Source organism: Anaerostipes stercorihominis, from assembly GCF_057535655.1.
This window is the reverse complement of the sequence record NZ_BAAJCL010000004.1, coordinates 164,268-179,931: the sequence shown is the minus strand read 5'-3', so window position 1 is coordinate 179,931 and position 15,664 is coordinate 164,268. Positions and strand designations below refer to the sequence as shown.

The window sequence follows — 15,664 nt, the reverse complement described above, 5'->3', positions numbered from 1 at the left end:
ATGAACCAACGCAGTACAAAAATTGTACAGTTGTTAAGTAAAGAGAAGGATGAAATTACAGTTTCAGGGTTTGCAGAATATTTTCAGGTTTCTCAGAAAACGATTCGGAATGATTTAAAGGAGATTAACGGAGTCTTAAAGGAGAACAAGAAAAAAGAAATTGTAATAAAAAGTGGAGGGAAAATAAAAATACCGGAAAATTTCGAGAACTCTCTTTCGGTATTGATTGAAGGTAATTTAAATACTTACAAATTGTCAAAAGAAGAACGAAAACAAATTGCGGCGGCTATGATTGTAAATTCCACAGGATATATCACGTTAGCAACGATTGCGGATTGTCTGTTGGTCAGCAGAGCGACGATAATCAATGATTTAAAGAAGATTAAAGAATTTATCCGTCAGGGAAATTTAGACGTCTCTTCCCATGCAAACAAAGGGCTGTTAATTGAGGGAGCAGAAAGTGATAAGAGAAAATTTCTGTTTCGCCTCTTAAGCCCGTCTATTTGCACGTATGAAAATCAGAAGAGTGTGGTGGCAGAATATGTCAATGTACAGGCCGGAGACCAAAATATCATACAGAAGATCTTATCGGAACAGGAGGAAAGATATAAAAAGCATTTATCAGATCAGTCCTTTCGGGAAATTACTCTATTTTTAAGAATTATGATAAACCGTAATCAGCAGGGCGAATTTCTAGAATCACAAACAGATAAGGACAGTGAAAATTATATGTTTGCGCTGGATATTCTGAAATATATATCGCAATACTGCAACATCACAATCAGTGAAGATGATATCAGAAGTCTTAGTGGTTTTTTAGATCGGATGCGCTACATAAAAAGTGAATCCTTTCATAAAAACACGGTAGTGATTCAAATGGTGACAAGAGAATATATTTCCGGTGTTTCCGGAGAACTTGGAGTGAATCTGAATATGGATTATGATTTTTTTGAAAATTTGTCCAACCATTTGGAATCGATCTTTTCGGCTCCGCCCATGGAATATCAGGAGGCAGATTTCATAGAGGAGGTACTGGAGGATAATCAGGAGGTGCTGGATGTTGTTGTGGATCAGATGCCGGTTATTTATAAATTTACTAATCGAAAATTAACAGATATAGAGATTAAATACATTGCCATTCATGTATGTGCGGCATTGGAAAGAAAAAGAAACAAAGAGATTTCCTTTCGTGTGATTGTTGCCTGTCATGCAGGAATCGGAACCTCAATGTTGTTGTTGGAGAAATTAAAAAATCATTTTCAATTTCAGATTGTTGATGTGATCTCGGCTCATCAGGCGATGAATCTGAAACCGGATTCCGCGGATTTCGTCATTTCCACAGTGCCGTTGGAAAGCTGTGCGCTGGAGTATATCGTAGTATCGGCTGCGTTTAACGATACAGATTACATTCGAGTCGGAAATCGGGTGGAGACGTTGAGAAACAGTAAAAATCTTTTGGACGGAACAGAAGAGGAACATTTAAATGCAAGGGGATTGATTGATAAGATTGATCCGATTGTTTATGAAATGGTAACGCCGCATGAGCAGGCAAAGATCGTGATGAAAGAACTTCGAGGTGTGATTCGTAATTATTTTAAGCAGTCGGTGGAAAATGATGCCAATATTATATCTCCGTATCTGCATCATCTTCTGAGGGAGGAAAACATTCAGGTGGATGTGGAATGTGAAGGCTGGAAGGAGGCAGTGAGAAAGTCAGGAGAGATTCTGGAGGAAAAGGGATATATTGAACAAAGATATGTCGATGCTATGATCAACAGTATTCTAGAACATGGACCTTATGTCGTATTGTCTCAAGGCTTTGCTATGCCTCATGCAAAGGTAGAAGAGGGCGGAATTCGTCTGGGAATGTCGCTGATCCGTTTGAAGAATCCGGTGCCGTTTGGAATTGAAGAACTGGATCCTATCGAGTTTGTATGCTGTCTGAGTGTTGTGGATCATAAAAGCTATTTAAAGGCATTTTTTCATCTGGTTAATATGCTAAAAAATGAGGATTACAGGGTGCTTCTTCGAGAAGCAAAAAGTGCTGAAGAGATTGCAAAAATTATTACAAAATATGAATACAGCATTGTTTAGAAAAAAGAAAGATCAGTCAAATCTATTTCCGATTTGGGAAATGAATTTGACTGATTTATTTTATTTCCTTTTACAGAAACAGATTCAATTAAGCAAAATCATTTCCCAAAACAAGAAAGACCTTTCACTGTTTTTTGTAAAGTTCGTATGCTACCATAAGAGATGTAAAGAGGAGATACATAGGACTAGTCAGTGATCTCGGCAGCGTAAAGATAAAATCAAAGCAGAAAGTTGAGGTAAATATGGAAATTTTATTGAAATTCTTTCAGGGGTTTGTAAACATGGGAGCCAGTGTTTTACTGCCGTTTGTTATTGCAATTTTGGGCATCTTTTTCGGAATGAAAATCGGCAGAGCGATTAAAGCGGGTTTGCTAGTAGGAATTGGTTTTCAAGGACTTGTTTTAGCCGTTAATTTGCTTATTGAATCTGTAACACCTGCAATGCAATATTATGAAAAACTGGGTTCTGGTTATGATACATTGGAAATTGGATTTGCGGCATTGGGAGCTGCATCATGGACAACACCTTTTGCAGTATTGGTTATTCCGGCAATTATTTTAATTAACCTGCTTCTGGTTCGGTTAAAAATTACAAAAGTTCTTAATGTTGATATTTGGAATTTTATGCATTTTCTTGTGCCTGGAGCTCTTGCCTATGCGTTATCAGGAAATGCTGTGGTCGGGTTCTTTGTAGCGTTGGCATGCGGCATTGTGGTTCTGTTTTGCGGACAGTGGGTGGCAAAATCATGGGAAGAATTCTTCGGTCTGGAAGGAACCACATGTACGTGTCTTTGCTTTGTGGCATGGGCTTATCCGATCGCCTGGTTGCTGAATAAAATCGTTGATAAAATTCCGGGGTTGAATAAATTAGATGTTGATATGAGTAAGCTGGGAGAGAAGCTGGGAATTTTTGGAGATCCGGCCGTGATTGGAATTTTTGCGGGAGTGTTCCTGGGATTGCTTACAAAACAGGCTCCGTCAGAAATTCTTACGATGGCGATGGGAATTGCGGCGGCAATGGTATTAATCCCAAGAATGGTATCCATTATGATGGAAGGACTTTCTCCTTTAGGGCAGTCAGCAAACGATTATATGCATAAGAAAGTTGGAGATGATGCGGATATTTACATTGGTATGGATATTGCATTGGGATTGGGAGATCCGGCATGTATTACATGTACTGCGATTATGATTCCGGTTACAATTCTTCTGGTATTTCTTGTGCCGGGAATGAGATTTTTCCCGTTAAGTCTTCTGGCGGAGATTTGTTATCTGACACCAATGGTTGTGTTAGCCAGCAAAGGGAATTTGGTAAGATCTCTGATTGGTATGGTAGTTTTAATGTATCTTACCTTATTCTTTGCCAATATGTTTATTCCGGAGGCAACACAAATGATGGCTGTCACAAATGTGAATTTTGAAGGAACGGTAACAGCATCTCATTTTGGATGGAATCCAGGGAATTTGCTTGTATCATTTATTCATAAAATTATGATGATGATCGGATAAAAAGGAGGTATTGCATGAAAACAAAATATTTGGTGATTCGAGGGAAAGCCGCAAATAGTGAAGAGGCAATCCGATTATGCGGAAAAGCTCTGTATGAAGCCGGTGTTGTCGGGAAAGAATTTGCAGAGTGCTGTGTGGAACGTGAAAAAGATTTTCCTACAGGTCTTCCCACAGAGATTCCGACAGCAATTCCTCATGCAAAATCAGATGGTATTGTGCAAAATGCCATATGTTTTTTGAAATTGGACGATCCGGTTACCTTTCGAAGACTGGATGACGATACAGAAGAAGTACAAACGGATATGATTTTTAACTTAGCAATTAAAGACCCAAATGAACACTTGGGTGTGCTTCAGAAAATGATGGAATTCTTGAATGATGCAGAGATTTTGTTGAAATGCAGAAATCTTTCAGAGGAAGAAACAATTGCTTATCTGGAGGAACAGTTGGGGTAAAAATATATCTTTATGGCACAGGCAAATGTCCTGTGCCACCTGATAAGGTTTCATTTTGTTTGGAAAAAAGAAAAGGAGAAAAAAATGGCAAAGGAAGTAAAAGTATTGGTAGCATGCGGAAGCGGCGTGGCAACATCAACGATCGCACAGGAAGAGATTAAAGCAGTTGCAGAGAGTGCGGGAGTAAAAATCAGACTGATGAAAGGAACGATCTCAGAAGTTCCTTTAAAGCAAAAAGATGTGGATGTGGTATTTACCACTGCGAACTATCGAAATCCTTTGGAAAAACCGCATTTAAGTGTTTTCGGACTGGTTTCCGGAATCAACAAGGAAGGAACCAAAAAGAAAGTTGCAGAATTATTGAAAAAAATTGCAGAAAAGTAAAACAGAGGAAAGAAAGGATTGGGTGTTCACAGATGAAGGCAGCAGTTTTACAAGGGAAAGAAACTATACAATATGAGGAAGTGCAAACTCCGATTCCAAAAGCAGGAGAAGTCCTGGTGAAAGTGAAATATTCCGGAATATGTGGCTCAGATGTACCAAGAGTCAATGGTGACGGAGCGCATTTTTACCCAATTATCCTTGGACATGAGTTCTCCGGTACTGTGGAAATGGTGGGCGAGGGAGTGACGAAGGTCAGGAAAGGGCAGCGCGTTGCCGGCGCACCCCTGATTCCATGCATGAAATGCGAAGACTGTATGAAGGGTAACTACGCACTTTGTAAAAATTACAGTTTTATCGGAACCAGACAGTCAGGGAGTTTTGCAGAATATATTTGTGTTCCGGAGCAAAATGTCGTTCCTTTTGAAAATAGCGTATCCTTTGAGCAGGGGGCGCTGTTTGAGCCTGCCGCAGTGGCGCTTCATGGTCTGGAATGTCTGCCTTATGAAGGCGGAAAAACGGTAGCCATTCTGGGAGGAGGAACCATCGGACTTCTGGTGATGCAGTGGGCAAATATTTTTGGAGCGGCCAAAACAATCGTGTTTGATATTGACGATGATAAAATTGAACTGGCAAAGAAGATGGGTGCGGCGGATGGCGTGAATACCTTGAAAGAAGGTTTTATGCAAAAAGCAATGGAATTGACAGATGGAAAAGGATATGACTATATTTACGAGACAGCAGGAAGCACAATTACCATGAAAATGGCATTTGAATTGGCGGCAAACAAAGCGGGAATTTGTTACATCGGAAAGCCGACCAGGGAGCTTGTCTTTTCTGTAGAAGAATGGGAGAACATGAATCGTAAAGAATTTACTCTGACCGGATCATGGCTATCTTACTCTGCTCCGTTTCCGGGACATGAGTGGGACTGTGTAGCACATTATTTTGCTACGGGACAGTTAAAAGGGGAAGATGCATTGATTGATAAGAAACTCCCTCTTTCTGAAATTGCAGAAGGATTTGAACTGTTTAAAACCCGCGGAGCAGTCAAAGGCAAGATTTTGATTGACAGTGAAGCATAGAAGAATTGAAGCATGGGAAAGAGGTAAATTATGAGAGAAATGAAGCTGGCTCCATCTGTTTTTGGCGCCGATATTGGAAATTTAAGGGAACAATTACGAATCTTAGAAGAAAACAACGCAGAGATGCTCCATGTAGATGTGATGGATGGACATTTTGTAGAGAAAATGGCATTCGGACCGGATCATGTTCGGATGTTGAAGAGGATAACGAAATTGCCACTGGATGTGCATTTAATGGTGGAAAAACCAGAAAGAATTTTGGATGCAGTGATGGATGCGGGAGCGGATATTATTACCATTCATCAGGAGTCTACGGCGAGACTTTACAGTTGTATTGAAAGAATTAAGAGCCGCGGGTTAAAGGCCGGTGTTGTATTAAGTCCCGCGACCTGTGAAGAGTCTCTGAAATATGTTTTAGATAAAATCGACATGATCTTATTGATGACCATTCATCCGGGAGAAGCAGGACCGGGATTCCATGAAGATCTTCTGGAGAAAATTAAAAATGTTCGAGAGATGATTGGAAATCGCTCGATTGATCTGGAAGTGGATGGCGGAATTGACAATACGAATATTGCGGCATGTAAAAAGGCAGGAGCCAATGTGTTTGTATCCGGCGGATATGTATTTAAAGGAAATATTACAGAGAAGATTGCTTTGTTAAGAGCGGAATTATAGAGGAGATAAGAAAATGGGAAAATTTGATGGAAAAGTAGTGCTGGTAACAGGAGCCGGACATGGAATCGGAAAGCAGATTGCTCTTCAGTTTGCGCAGCAGGGTGCCAATACGGTAATTGTTGATTACAATGCAGAGACGGGACAGAAAACAGCGGACGAGTTTAGAAAAGAATATTCAAAATCCTTATTTGTGCAGGCAGATGTTTCCGATGCACAGGCAATGCTGACTGTAAGAGAAAAGGTGTTTGAAGTGTTTGGAAGAATTGACACTCTTGTATTAAATGCAGGCGTTGCTTTCAAAAACAAGGTTGCGGATATTACGATGGATGAATGGAATAAAACACTGAGTATCAATCTGACAGGTCTTTTTACAACAGTAAAGGCATTTTACAATGACTTTCTTACCAATCAGGGTTCGATTGTCTATGTAAGTTCCGGATCAGCATTAAGCGGAACCGGCGGAGGCGTGTCCTATCCTGCATCGAAAGCTGGAGGGGAAGGTTTAATCCGAGGTCTTGCGAAAGAACTTGGTCCGAAAGGTGTGAATGTTAATGCCATTGCACCAAGGCTTATTGATACAGGAGAAATGATGAGAGTAAATTATCCAACACAGGAGGCATTGGATGCGGTATTGGAAAAAATTCCGGTTCGCCGCTTCGGAACAGTTCAGGATGTTGCGAATCTTGCAGTCTTTCTTGCGGATCCCGAAAATTCTTATATTCAGGGCCAGACTATTTTGTTGGATGGAGGAAGGACCATCGCTTAATAGAAGCAGCAAAGGATGAACGATAACTATATAAGATCGAAGGGAGATAGAAAATGCAGGCTCTGACAATTATAAGGGAATTGGAAACTTCCGTAAAAGCAATAGAAGAACAGAAAATTACAGATATGATTCAGCAAATCAAAGCTCACAGAAGAATTTTTGTCTATGGAACCGGTCGCTCCGGTTTAATGCTGAAAGCTTTGGCGATGCGTTTGATGCAGATTGGATTGGAGTCTTATGTTGTTGGAGAAACAACGACTCCATCAGTGGGAAAAGGAGATCTTTTGATTGTAGCTTCTGCTTCCGGAGAAACAGGAAGCGTTGTAATGACAGCGGGATCAGCAGTCAGACAGGGAGTGGATCTGGTTGTGATTTCATCCGACCCGGAATCCAGCTTGGGAAGGATTCAGACACCGGATATTGTGATTGAATCTGCAACAAAGTTTTCCAATTCAGAAGCGAGCATACAGCCGCTGGGAAGTTTATTTGAACAGATGCTCTTGATTGTTTTTGATACGGTAATTTTGGAGATGAGCCAGGAACAGGAAGGAAGCAATGATGATATGGCACACCGCCATGCAAGTCTGGAATAAACAAGGAAGATATATAAAAGGAGAGAATATTATGCGGAATCATATCGGATTACAAACAGCTTATTGGAGTGGAACGATGCCTGAACTGGATATTTATCAGATGGTAGATCTTACAAAAAAGGCAAAGATGGATACCATTGAATTAAAGGCAGGGGATTTTGTTTCACTAACAGAAGAAGAGCGAAGAAAACTTCGGAAATATATTGAGGATGCAGGATTGACGATTACAATTAACGGAACCGGACTGAGACTGGAAAGAGATGTTTCCAGTCCAAACAAAAAGTCTCAGGAGGCCGGTGTGAAACATTTGTGTCACATGCTGGATCTTTGTGTAGAAATGGGTGCAAAATATTTCTCAGGGATTCCGTATGGATTGTGGAATACACGACCGGATGGAGACAATATTGCAGAGATCAAGAGAATACGGACTGCCAATGCAATTTCCGGATTGAAAAAAGTAGCAAAGCATGCCGAGAAAGTCGGAGTGATTCTTTGCCTGGAGATTGTAAATCGTTTTGAACAGTATACAGCCAATACGGCGGCAGAGGGCATTGCCATCTGTGAGGCCATTAGCAATAATTTTTGCAAATTATTGCTGGATACATTTCATATGAATATTGAAGAAGATTATATTCCGGATGCAATTCGTACAGCGTATGAAAAAGGATATTTAGGATATCTGCATATTGGGGAAAGCAATCGCAAAATTCCAAATGGAGAGAAAAGGACGAACATTGATTGGGAAGCTATTGCAAAGACAATTCATGAAATCGGTTATGATGGACCGCTGGTTATGGAACCGTTTGTTTTGGATACCTCTGCAAGTGCCAAAAGTGTTTCTCTCTGGAGAACCATGAAAGATGGAACAGATATCGAGGGATTAACGCAAGACGCTGCTGCAGGGGCGGCATATTTCAAAAGACTGTAAAATGGGAGGATAAAACGTGATTACAACAGTAACATTAAATGCTTCCATTGACAAGGCTTATCATATGACACAGAAAATTGAAAATGGTACGGTGATGCGTGTGGCGAAAACCTGCAACAGTGCCGGAGGAAAAGGATTAAATGTGGCAAGAGCCGCAAGAATCTGTGGGTCAAAGGTAAAAGCCACCGGTCTTGTAGGCGGATATAATGGGAAATATTTAGAAGCACTGCTTCATGAGGATGGCATTCCTTATGAGTTTAAACACATTAGCGGAGAAACAAGAAGCTGCATTAATATTTTGGATCCGGGATACGGTTCTACGGAATATCTGGAGGAAGGTTGTGAAGTCACAGAATCGGAGGAAATATCTTTTTTAAAAAGCTTTCCGGAGATGATCAAAGAAAGTGATGTCGTGACGATTTCAGGGAGTGTTCCGGTTGGAATGAGCAAAGATGTTTATCAAAGGATGATTCATATTATAAAGGAACAGGGAAAGCAAGTAATTTTGGACACCAGTGGAGAATGTCTGGAGCATGGGGTGAAAGCCTTGCCTACGATGGTAAAACCAAATCAAGATGAGATTGAGCTGCTTTTTCATACTCAAATCCATCATCGCAGAGAAGTCATAGATTATGCCAAAAAAATTTATCAAAAAGGAATTCCATATGTTGTGATTTCGCTTGGAGGCGACGGCGCATTGCTGGTCTGCGAAAAAGGAATTTATCAGGGAAAACCTCCGAAGATGGAAGTTGTGAACACCGTAGGGTGCGGAGATTCCATGGTAGGAGCTTTTGCGGCAGCTTTTGAACGAAAAATGGAGCCGGAAGAAGCCTTAGAGTATGCAGTTGCTGTTGCATCCGCCAATGCACTTTCACCAAACACAGGAAATTTTGAGGCAGAAAAGATAGAAGAAATCAGAAAAAAGGTTGAAATTATCAAGTTATAAAACGAGGAAAGGACAAAGCCATGTTGGTAACATCAAAAGAGATCTTAATGAAGGCACAGGCAGGGGGATATGCTGTTGGTGCATTTAATGTAGAAAATATGGAAATGGTACAGGCAGTAGTAGAGGCGGCTGAGGAATTACAGTCGCCGGTGATTATGCAGACCACGCCATCGACAGTAAAATACGCAGGATTGGATTACTATCTGGCGAATGTAAAAGCAGCAGCCGAGAGAGTTTCTGTTCCGGTGGTAATGCATTTGGACCATGGAAACAGTTTTGAATTGGCAATGCAGGCATTTCGAGTCGGTTATACTTCGATTATGATTGACGGTTCTCATGAATCGTTTGAAAATAATATTGCGGTCAGTAAGGCAGTAGCAGATGCCTGCCGCCCGGCAAAAGTTCCTGTGGAAGCAGAACTTGGAAAGGTCGGTGGAAAAGAAGATGATTTAGATGGCGGTGAAAATAATCCTTACACAGATCCGCAGGAAGCAAAAGAATTTGTAGAAAGAACAGGAATTGATTCTCTTGCGGTAGGTATCGGAACGGCACACGGAATATATAAAGGAGAACCGAAGCTTCAATACGACGTGTTAAGAAAAATTCGGGAAGCTGTGGATATTCCTCTGGTGTTGCACGGAACCAGCGGGGTTGCAGATGAAGCAGTCATAGAATGTATCAAACGGGGGATTTGTAAAGTAAATTATGCCACAGATCTTCGGATTGCATTTACAAAGGGTGTGAATCAGACGCTGTCTGATCATCCTACAGTTATTGATCCGAAAAAATACAGTGCGTCAGGAAGAGATGAAGTAAAACGCTATGTAATGGGTAAAATAAAAGTCTGCGGAAGCGTTGGGAAAGCTTAGTTAAGTGTTGTGGGATATTACGCACGAAGCAGGTCGAGAGTCTTAAGATAGATTCTCGATCTGTTTCTTTTATGAAAATAATGATAAAAAGCAAAATTCAGTGGTGGTTATTCAGAAATAATGATATAATAGGCGTGAAGATTTTGTAAGGACGGAGGATGTTAGGATGCATAAGTACGGTCCGGTAGTTCGGATGTTGTCTCTGATTACTCAGATTGGGATAACGATGCTGACTTCAACTTTTTTATGTATGTTTCTAGGATTGTGGATAGATAAAACATTTTCCACAAATCTGGTTCTTCCATTCTTGATTTTAGGAATTTTAGGTGGAATCAGAGGTGTTTATACACTGGTAAAACATATGATGAAGAATGATGACCCGGAGGAATAAGATGAGAGAAAAATTAAGACAGCTGGATGAGACGTATTTGGATTTGGTAATCGGAATTCTTCTGTGTGGAGTGATATCTGCAATTTTGGGTATGATAATTACAAGGGGAAGTTTTTGGTATCTGGCAGGAGCGATTTTTGGAACTTTTCTTGGGATTTTGACCATATCTATGATGTTTGTCAATATTAAGAAAGCGGTAGAGATGAATTCAAATCATGCCAGCCGTTATATGGTAAAATTTGCACTGATCCGATATTTTGCATTGCTGATCATTTTATTTGTTACGATAAAGCTAAGTTTTACAGCGTTTATTGCAACATTGATTGGCGTACTGAGCAGTAAGTTTTCTGCATTTCTTCAGAAGCCGATTCACAGCTGCATTACCAGCAGAATCTTAAAAAAATCATAGAGAGGAGGTTATGCCATGGAATGTTATAAGGCGCCGATGATACTGGCCGCATCCGGAAATGATGTGGATTTCATGGTGCATGGATTGATACCGCTGAAGTTTTTCGGACATGAGGTGTGGATCACAACGACGCATGTGACAACGCTCATCGTTATGGTATTTATTCTGATCTTGGCGTTGATTGCCAGACATGCGGTTCTTCATGGGAGCGAGAAACCTAAGGGGCTGCAAAATTTTGTGGAAATGATTGTAGAAGCTTTGGATCATCTGGTTCAGGGAAATATGGGAAGGCACTGGAGACCTTTTGTAAATTACATCGGAACCATTATGGTGTTCATCTTTTTTGCAAATACTTCCGGGCTGTTTGGGTTGCGCCCACCGACAGCAGATTACGGAACCACGCTTGCACTTGCGCTGATAACGTTTGTTTTGATTCAGTACAGTGCGTTCAAAACAAGCAAGCTTCAGGTATTTACAGATTTATTTAAGCCGATTCCGATTTTATTTCCAATCAATGTCATCGGGGAATTCGCAACACCGTTGTCGATGTCATTGCGTTTGTTTGGAAATATTATGGCAGGAACGATTATGATGGCATTGTGGTATGGATTGCTGCCGCTGTTTGCGAAGCTGGGAATTCCGGCGTTTTTGCATATTTATTTTGATTTGTTCTCAGGAGCAATTCAGACGTTTGTGTTTGCGATGCTGACGATGACATTTATTACCGATAAGAGGGAAGCATAGGAAACAGATTTAAGGAACTTTTCATAACATATTGTGTTTTATAATTCAGGAGGAAGATATGATGAATATTTCAAGTGAGGCATTTGTTTTAGGTTGCTCTGCCATTGGAGCAGGATTGGCATTGATTGCCGGTATCGGACCGGGTGTCGGACAAGGTTATGCGGCAGGACAGGGAGCTGCTGCTGTAGGACGCAATCCGGGTGCAAAGGGAGATATTACATCTACCATGCTGCTTGGTCAGGCAGTTGCAGAGACAACGGGTCTTTACGGATTGGTTATTGGTTTGATTCTGTTATATGCAAATCCATTGTTTGCAAAACTTTAAAGAAACAAGCCGAAGGGAGGCCAAGGCGTGGACGGAAGAATATTTGGATTGGATATTCAGCTTGGCTTTGACGTGCTTATGCAGGGGATTGCAGTGTTTCTTATGTTTGCATTGCTTTCTTATATTCTGTTTGAACCGGTGCGTAAGATATTGGAAGAACGCAGGAACAGAATTGCAAAGGAGCTTGAGCAAGCTGCTTCCGATCAGGAGCAGGCTGCAAAGTTAAAGACTGAATATGATCAAAAATTAAAAAATGTGGAAAAAGAAGCAGATGCGGTTTTGACGCAGGCAAGAAAGAAGGCTCTTAAGAGAGAAGAAGATATTGTGGCAAAAGCAAAGGAAGAAGCTGCAAGAATTATTTTGAATGCACAGCGTGAGGCAGAGCTTCAGAAAGCAAAAGCGAAGGATCAGATGAAGCAGGAGATGATCGAAATGGCGGTTTTAATGGCCGGGAAATTTGTTTCAAAAGAAATAGATGCAGATCAGCAAAATGCTTTTGTGGATCAGACCTTACAGGAAATGGGTGATAAGATATGGCTTCAAGAGTAAGTAAAATCTATGGAGATGCATATGTTTCCGTAAAGGCAGAGGAGTGTCGCCTCCGTGAAGCTTTAAAGGAGGTGAGGGTATTACAAAGTATATTGGATTCAGATCAGGAATTGATCGAATTTCTTTGTCATCCCCGGATCACCAGAGATGAGAAAATAAAAACCGTGGAAAGAATTTTAAAAGGTCGGGTTTCCGACGATCTGACAGGTTTTTTAATGATTATCATTAAAAAGGGACGCAGCAATGAGTTAAAGGGAATTTTTGATTATGCAGCTCATAAATTAAAAAAACTTTTGAAAATCGGGGATCTTTTGGTGATCTCGGCGCTTCCTTTAAATGAAGAGCAAAAAGAAAAAATTCAAAAAAAAGTACTCGAATCTTCAGATTATGAAGTGTTAGAGGTTACTTATGAGATAGATGAAAAGATGATTGGCGGATTAATTTTAAGAATGGATGACCGGGTTGTGGATGATTCTATACGAACAAAGCTTTCTGCCATGGGCAAACATCTGTCACAAATTCAATTATAAGAACAGGAGGGAGATAAGCCCCATGAATTTAAGACCAGAAGAGATCAGTTCTGTGATCAAAGAACAGATCAAACAATATTCAACAAAGCTTGAAACCTCTGATATTGGAACCGTGATACAGGTCGCAGACGGAATTGCCAGAATTCATGGTCTGGAGAAAGCAATGCAGGGAGAACTGCTGGAATTTCCGGGAGATGTATTCGGAATGGTATTGAACCTTGAAGAAGATAATGTCGGTGCGGTATTGCTGGGAAATCACCGGAACATTAACGAAGGAGATATTGTTAAAACAACCGGACGTGTTGTGGAGGTTCCGGTGGGAGACGCCATGACCGGACGTGTTGTAAACTCTTTAGGGCAGCCGATTGACGATAAAGGACCAATCGAAACGGATCAATATCGTCCAATTGAGAGGGTTGCATCCGGAGTTATTTCAAGAAAATCTGTGGATACTCCGATTCAGACAGGAATTAAGGCAATTGATGCGATGGTACCGATTGGAAGAGGACAGCGTGAGCTGATCATCGGAGATCGTCAGACTGGAAAAACAGCCATTGCCATTGATACGATTATAAATCAAAAAGGACAAGGGGTTCACTGTATTTATGTTGCTATTGGTCAAAAGGCTTCTACGGTAGCAAATATTGTGAAAACATTAAATGAGTTTGGCGCGATGGAATATACGACTGTTGTGGCAGCCACAGCCAGTGAACTTGCTCCGCTTCAATATATTGCGCCATATGCAGGTTGTGCCATTGGCGAAGAGTGGATGGAACGGGGAGAAGATGTATTGGTTGTTTATGATGATTTAAGTAAACATGCGACCGCATACCGGACACTTTCCCTGCTGCTTCGAAGACCGCCGGGACGAGAGGCTTATCCGGGAGACGTTTTCTATCTCCATTCAAGACTTTTGGAACGTGCGGCACGTCTATCAGATGAATTGGGAGGAGGATCTCTGACAGCTCTCCCGATTATTGAAACTCAGGCAGGAGATGTGTCCGCATATATTCCAACCAATGTAATTTCAATTACAGACGGTCAGATTTATCTGGAGACAGAGATGTTTAATGCCGGATTCCGTCCGGCAATTAATGCAGGACTTTCTGTATCACGCGTTGGGGGATCAGCACAGATCAAAGCAATGAAGTCGATTGCGGGACCGATTCGAACAGATTTGGCTCAGTATCGGGAACTGGCAGCATTTGCGCAGTTCGGTTCTGAATTGGATGCGGATACAAAAGAACGTTTGGATCAGGGAGAGAGGATCAGAGAAATTCTAAAACAGCCACAGTATCAGCCTCTTCCGGTGGAGAAACAGGTTGTGATTATTTACGCGGCAGTGAAAAAATATTTATTGGATCTGAAAGTGGATCAGATTCTTGATTTTCAGGAAAAATTGTTTGAGTTGATTGATACCAAATATCCGGAAATTTTTAAGAATATTTCAGAGAAAAAAGTCATGGATGAGAAAACGGAGCAAAGACTGATTCAGGCAATTGATGAGTGTAAAAGTTCCTTTAGAAAGTAAGGTGAATCATCATGGCATCAATAATTGATATTAAACGACGAAAAGACAGTATTGAGAGTACAGGTCAGATTACCAAAGCGATGAAATTGGTTTCTACTGTAAAATTACAGAGAGCAAAGCAAAGAGCCGATGAATCAAAGATTTATTTTCATAAAATGTATGAGACGGTTTCTTCGATTCTGGCAAAGGCAGGAGATGTGAATCATCCGTATTTAAAGCATAACGGATCAGCCAAAAAAGGTGTGATTACCATATCATCGAACCGGGGACTGGCAGGAGGCTATAATAACAACATTGTAAAAATGATCCGAGACAGCCAATTGGATAAGGAAGATCTCCGGATCTATGGCGTAGGTCATAAAGCAATGGATGTTTTAAGTCACAGAGGTTATCAGATTGTATCGGATGATTCAGAGATGATCGAAGAGCCGGTATATGAAGATGCCAGACGCCTTGGAGAAAAGGTGTTGAAAGCCTTTGAAGATGGTGAAATCGGAGAAATCTATCTTGTATATACCGATTTTAAAAATACTGTGATCCATGAGCCAAAGATGGTAAAATTGCTTCCGATGGAGCCGGGGAGAGAAGATGACTCCGAAATTTCTCGTGAAGATAAAGTGCTGATGAATTTTGAGCCGGAGCCGGAAGAAGCGTTGTCGATGCTGATTCCGAAATATATTTGCAGTATGATTTATGGCGCTCTTGTCACATCGGTTGCCAGTGAAAATGGTGCAAGAATGCAGGCGATGGATTCTGCAACCAGCAATGCCGAGGAGATGATTTCAACATTGGATCTTGCATATAACCGGGCAAGACAGGGAGCGATTACACAGGAATTAACAGAAATTATTTCGGGTGCAGAGGCACTGAAATAAAGAGCAG

19 protein-coding genes are annotated in these 15,664 nt (G+C 41.0%); all 19 read left to right on the top strand.

Annotated features, from left to right (window positions below; translation table 11 throughout):
- The 19 genes from AC27EF_RS06475 (at position 1) to atpG (ending at position 15,657) form a co-directional block, all read left to right on the top strand.
- Positions 1-2,094: a BglG family transcription antiterminator gene (locus AC27EF_RS06475; RefSeq protein WP_487109701.1), complete on the top strand. Its 2,094-nt coding sequence runs from the start codon at positions 1-3 to the stop codon at positions 2,092-2,094.
- A gap of 242 nt (positions 2,095-2,336) precedes the next feature.
- Positions 2,337-3,602 (top strand): PTS transporter subunit IIC, encoded by a 1,266-nt coding sequence (locus AC27EF_RS06470; protein ID WP_487109700.1) that lies wholly within the window; start codon positions 2,337-2,339, stop codon positions 3,600-3,602.
- A 14-nt stretch (positions 3,603-3,616) separates the two neighbouring features.
- A complete protein-coding gene (locus tag AC27EF_RS06465) occupies positions 3,617-4,057 on the top strand; it encodes a PTS sugar transporter subunit IIA (RefSeq protein WP_487109699.1) in 441 nt (146 codons plus the stop codon).
- 84 nt (positions 4,058-4,141) lie between these two features.
- Positions 4,142-4,441 carry a PTS sugar transporter subunit IIB gene (locus tag AC27EF_RS06460; protein ID WP_487109698.1) on the top strand — a complete coding sequence of 100 codons (300 nt, stop codon included), beginning with the start codon at positions 4,142-4,144 and terminating at the stop codon, positions 4,439-4,441.
- 32 nt (positions 4,442-4,473) lie between these two features.
- Positions 4,474-5,523, top strand: a complete 1,050-nt coding sequence (locus AC27EF_RS06455) for a galactitol-1-phosphate 5-dehydrogenase (protein WP_487109696.1) — start codon at positions 4,474-4,476, stop codon at positions 5,521-5,523.
- 30 nt (positions 5,524-5,553) lie between these two features.
- Complete coding sequence (gene rpe / locus AC27EF_RS06450; protein WP_487109695.1) at positions 5,554-6,201, top strand: ribulose-phosphate 3-epimerase; 648 nt, start codon at positions 5,554-5,556, stop codon at positions 6,199-6,201.
- A 13-nt stretch (positions 6,202-6,214) separates the two neighbouring features.
- Positions 6,215-6,967 (top strand): SDR family NAD(P)-dependent oxidoreductase, encoded by a 753-nt coding sequence (locus AC27EF_RS06445; RefSeq protein WP_487109694.1) that lies wholly within the window; start codon positions 6,215-6,217, stop codon positions 6,965-6,967.
- 53 nt (positions 6,968-7,020) lie between these two features.
- Positions 7,021-7,560, top strand: coding sequence for a 6-phospho-3-hexuloisomerase (gene hxlB, locus AC27EF_RS06440; protein ID WP_487109692.1), 540 nt, complete (start codon positions 7,021-7,023; stop codon positions 7,558-7,560).
- Between the two features lie 31 nt (positions 7,561-7,591).
- The gene (locus AC27EF_RS06435; protein WP_487109691.1) at positions 7,592-8,488 is read left to right on the top strand and encodes a sugar phosphate isomerase/epimerase family protein; all 897 of its coding nucleotides are present in this window, start codon (positions 7,592-7,594) and stop codon (positions 8,486-8,488) included.
- 16 nt (positions 8,489-8,504) lie between these two features.
- Complete coding sequence (pfkB, locus tag AC27EF_RS06430) at positions 8,505-9,434, top strand: 1-phosphofructokinase (RefSeq protein WP_487109690.1); 930 nt, start codon at positions 8,505-8,507, stop codon at positions 9,432-9,434.
- A 20-nt stretch (positions 9,435-9,454) separates the two neighbouring features.
- On the top strand, positions 9,455-10,303 hold the full coding sequence (locus AC27EF_RS06425; RefSeq protein WP_487109688.1) for a class II fructose-bisphosphate aldolase: 849 nt from the start codon (positions 9,455-9,457) through the stop codon (positions 10,301-10,303).
- 166 nt (positions 10,304-10,469) lie between these two features.
- Positions 10,470-10,694 (top strand): AtpZ/AtpI family protein, encoded by a 225-nt coding sequence (locus AC27EF_RS06420; protein WP_487109687.1) that lies wholly within the window; start codon positions 10,470-10,472, stop codon positions 10,692-10,694.
- Between the two features lies 1 nt (position 10,695).
- Positions 10,696-11,103, top strand: a complete 408-nt coding sequence (locus tag AC27EF_RS06415; protein WP_487109685.1) for an ATP synthase subunit I — start codon at positions 10,696-10,698, stop codon at positions 11,101-11,103.
- Positions 11,104-11,118: 15 nt separating this feature from the next.
- Positions 11,119-11,847 carry a F0F1 ATP synthase subunit A gene (gene atpB / locus AC27EF_RS06410; protein WP_487109684.1) on the top strand — a complete coding sequence of 243 codons (729 nt, stop codon included), beginning with the start codon at positions 11,119-11,121 and terminating at the stop codon, positions 11,845-11,847.
- A gap of 61 nt (positions 11,848-11,908) precedes the next feature.
- A complete protein-coding gene (gene atpE, locus AC27EF_RS06405) occupies positions 11,909-12,172 on the top strand; it encodes an ATP synthase F0 subunit C (protein WP_008394024.1) in 264 nt (87 codons plus the stop codon).
- A 27-nt stretch (positions 12,173-12,199) separates the two neighbouring features.
- On the top strand, positions 12,200-12,721 hold the full coding sequence (gene atpF, locus AC27EF_RS06400) for a F0F1 ATP synthase subunit B (protein ID WP_487109682.1): 522 nt from the start codon (positions 12,200-12,202) through the stop codon (positions 12,719-12,721).
- Entirely contained in the window at positions 12,706-13,251 is a 546-nt protein-coding gene (gene atpH / locus AC27EF_RS06395; protein WP_487109681.1) for an ATP synthase F1 subunit delta, read from the top strand. Before atpF ends, atpH begins: the two co-directional genes overlap by 16 nt.
- 22 nt (positions 13,252-13,273) lie before the next feature.
- On the top strand, positions 13,274-14,782 hold the full coding sequence (gene atpA, locus AC27EF_RS06390) for a F0F1 ATP synthase subunit alpha (RefSeq protein ID WP_487109680.1): 1,509 nt from the start codon (positions 13,274-13,276) through the stop codon (positions 14,780-14,782).
- A gap of 11 nt (positions 14,783-14,793) precedes the next feature.
- The gene (atpG, locus tag AC27EF_RS06385) at positions 14,794-15,657 is read left to right on the top strand and encodes an ATP synthase F1 subunit gamma (RefSeq protein WP_487109679.1); all 864 of its coding nucleotides are present in this window, start codon (positions 14,794-14,796) and stop codon (positions 15,655-15,657) included.
- The last annotated feature ends 7 nt before the right edge of the window (positions 15,658-15,664 follow it).

What these genes read in the sequence shown, in the direction of transcription:
- AC27EF_RS06475 (WP_487109701.1), top strand. Translation starts at nt 1, where the DNA reads ATGAACCAACGCAGTACAAAAATTGTACAGTTGTTAAGTAAAGAGAAG.
- AC27EF_RS06470 (WP_487109700.1), top strand. Translation starts at nt 2,337, where the DNA reads ATGGAAATTTTATTGAAATTCTTTCAGGGGTTTGTAAACATGGGAGCC.
- AC27EF_RS06465 (WP_487109699.1), top strand. Translation starts at nt 3,617, where the DNA reads ATGAAAACAAAATATTTGGTGATTCGAGGGAAAGCCGCAAATAGTGAA.
- AC27EF_RS06460 (WP_487109698.1), top strand. Translation starts at nt 4,142, where the DNA reads ATGGCAAAGGAAGTAAAAGTATTGGTAGCATGCGGAAGCGGCGTGGCA.
- AC27EF_RS06455 (WP_487109696.1), top strand. Translation starts at nt 4,474, where the DNA reads ATGAAGGCAGCAGTTTTACAAGGGAAAGAAACTATACAATATGAGGAA.
- rpe (WP_487109695.1), top strand. Translation starts at nt 5,554, where the DNA reads ATGAGAGAAATGAAGCTGGCTCCATCTGTTTTTGGCGCCGATATTGGA.
- AC27EF_RS06445 (WP_487109694.1), top strand. Translation starts at nt 6,215, where the DNA reads ATGGGAAAATTTGATGGAAAAGTAGTGCTGGTAACAGGAGCCGGACAT.
- hxlB (WP_487109692.1), top strand. Translation starts at nt 7,021, where the DNA reads ATGCAGGCTCTGACAATTATAAGGGAATTGGAAACTTCCGTAAAAGCA.
- AC27EF_RS06435 (WP_487109691.1), top strand. Translation starts at nt 7,592, where the DNA reads ATGCGGAATCATATCGGATTACAAACAGCTTATTGGAGTGGAACGATG.
- AC27EF_RS06425 (WP_487109688.1), top strand. Translation starts at nt 9,455, where the DNA reads ATGTTGGTAACATCAAAAGAGATCTTAATGAAGGCACAGGCAGGGGGA.
- AC27EF_RS06420 (WP_487109687.1), top strand. Translation starts at nt 10,470, where the DNA reads ATGCATAAGTACGGTCCGGTAGTTCGGATGTTGTCTCTGATTACTCAG.
- AC27EF_RS06415 (WP_487109685.1), top strand. Translation starts at nt 10,696, where the DNA reads ATGAGAGAAAAATTAAGACAGCTGGATGAGACGTATTTGGATTTGGTA.
- atpB (WP_487109684.1), top strand. Translation starts at nt 11,119, where the DNA reads ATGGAATGTTATAAGGCGCCGATGATACTGGCCGCATCCGGAAATGAT.
- atpE (WP_008394024.1), top strand. Translation starts at nt 11,909, where the DNA reads ATGAATATTTCAAGTGAGGCATTTGTTTTAGGTTGCTCTGCCATTGGA.
- atpH (WP_487109681.1), top strand. Translation starts at nt 12,706, where the DNA reads ATGGCTTCAAGAGTAAGTAAAATCTATGGAGATGCATATGTTTCCGTA.
- atpA (WP_487109680.1), top strand. Translation starts at nt 13,274, where the DNA reads ATGAATTTAAGACCAGAAGAGATCAGTTCTGTGATCAAAGAACAGATC.
- atpG (WP_487109679.1), top strand. Translation starts at nt 14,794, where the DNA reads ATGGCATCAATAATTGATATTAAACGACGAAAAGACAGTATTGAGAGT.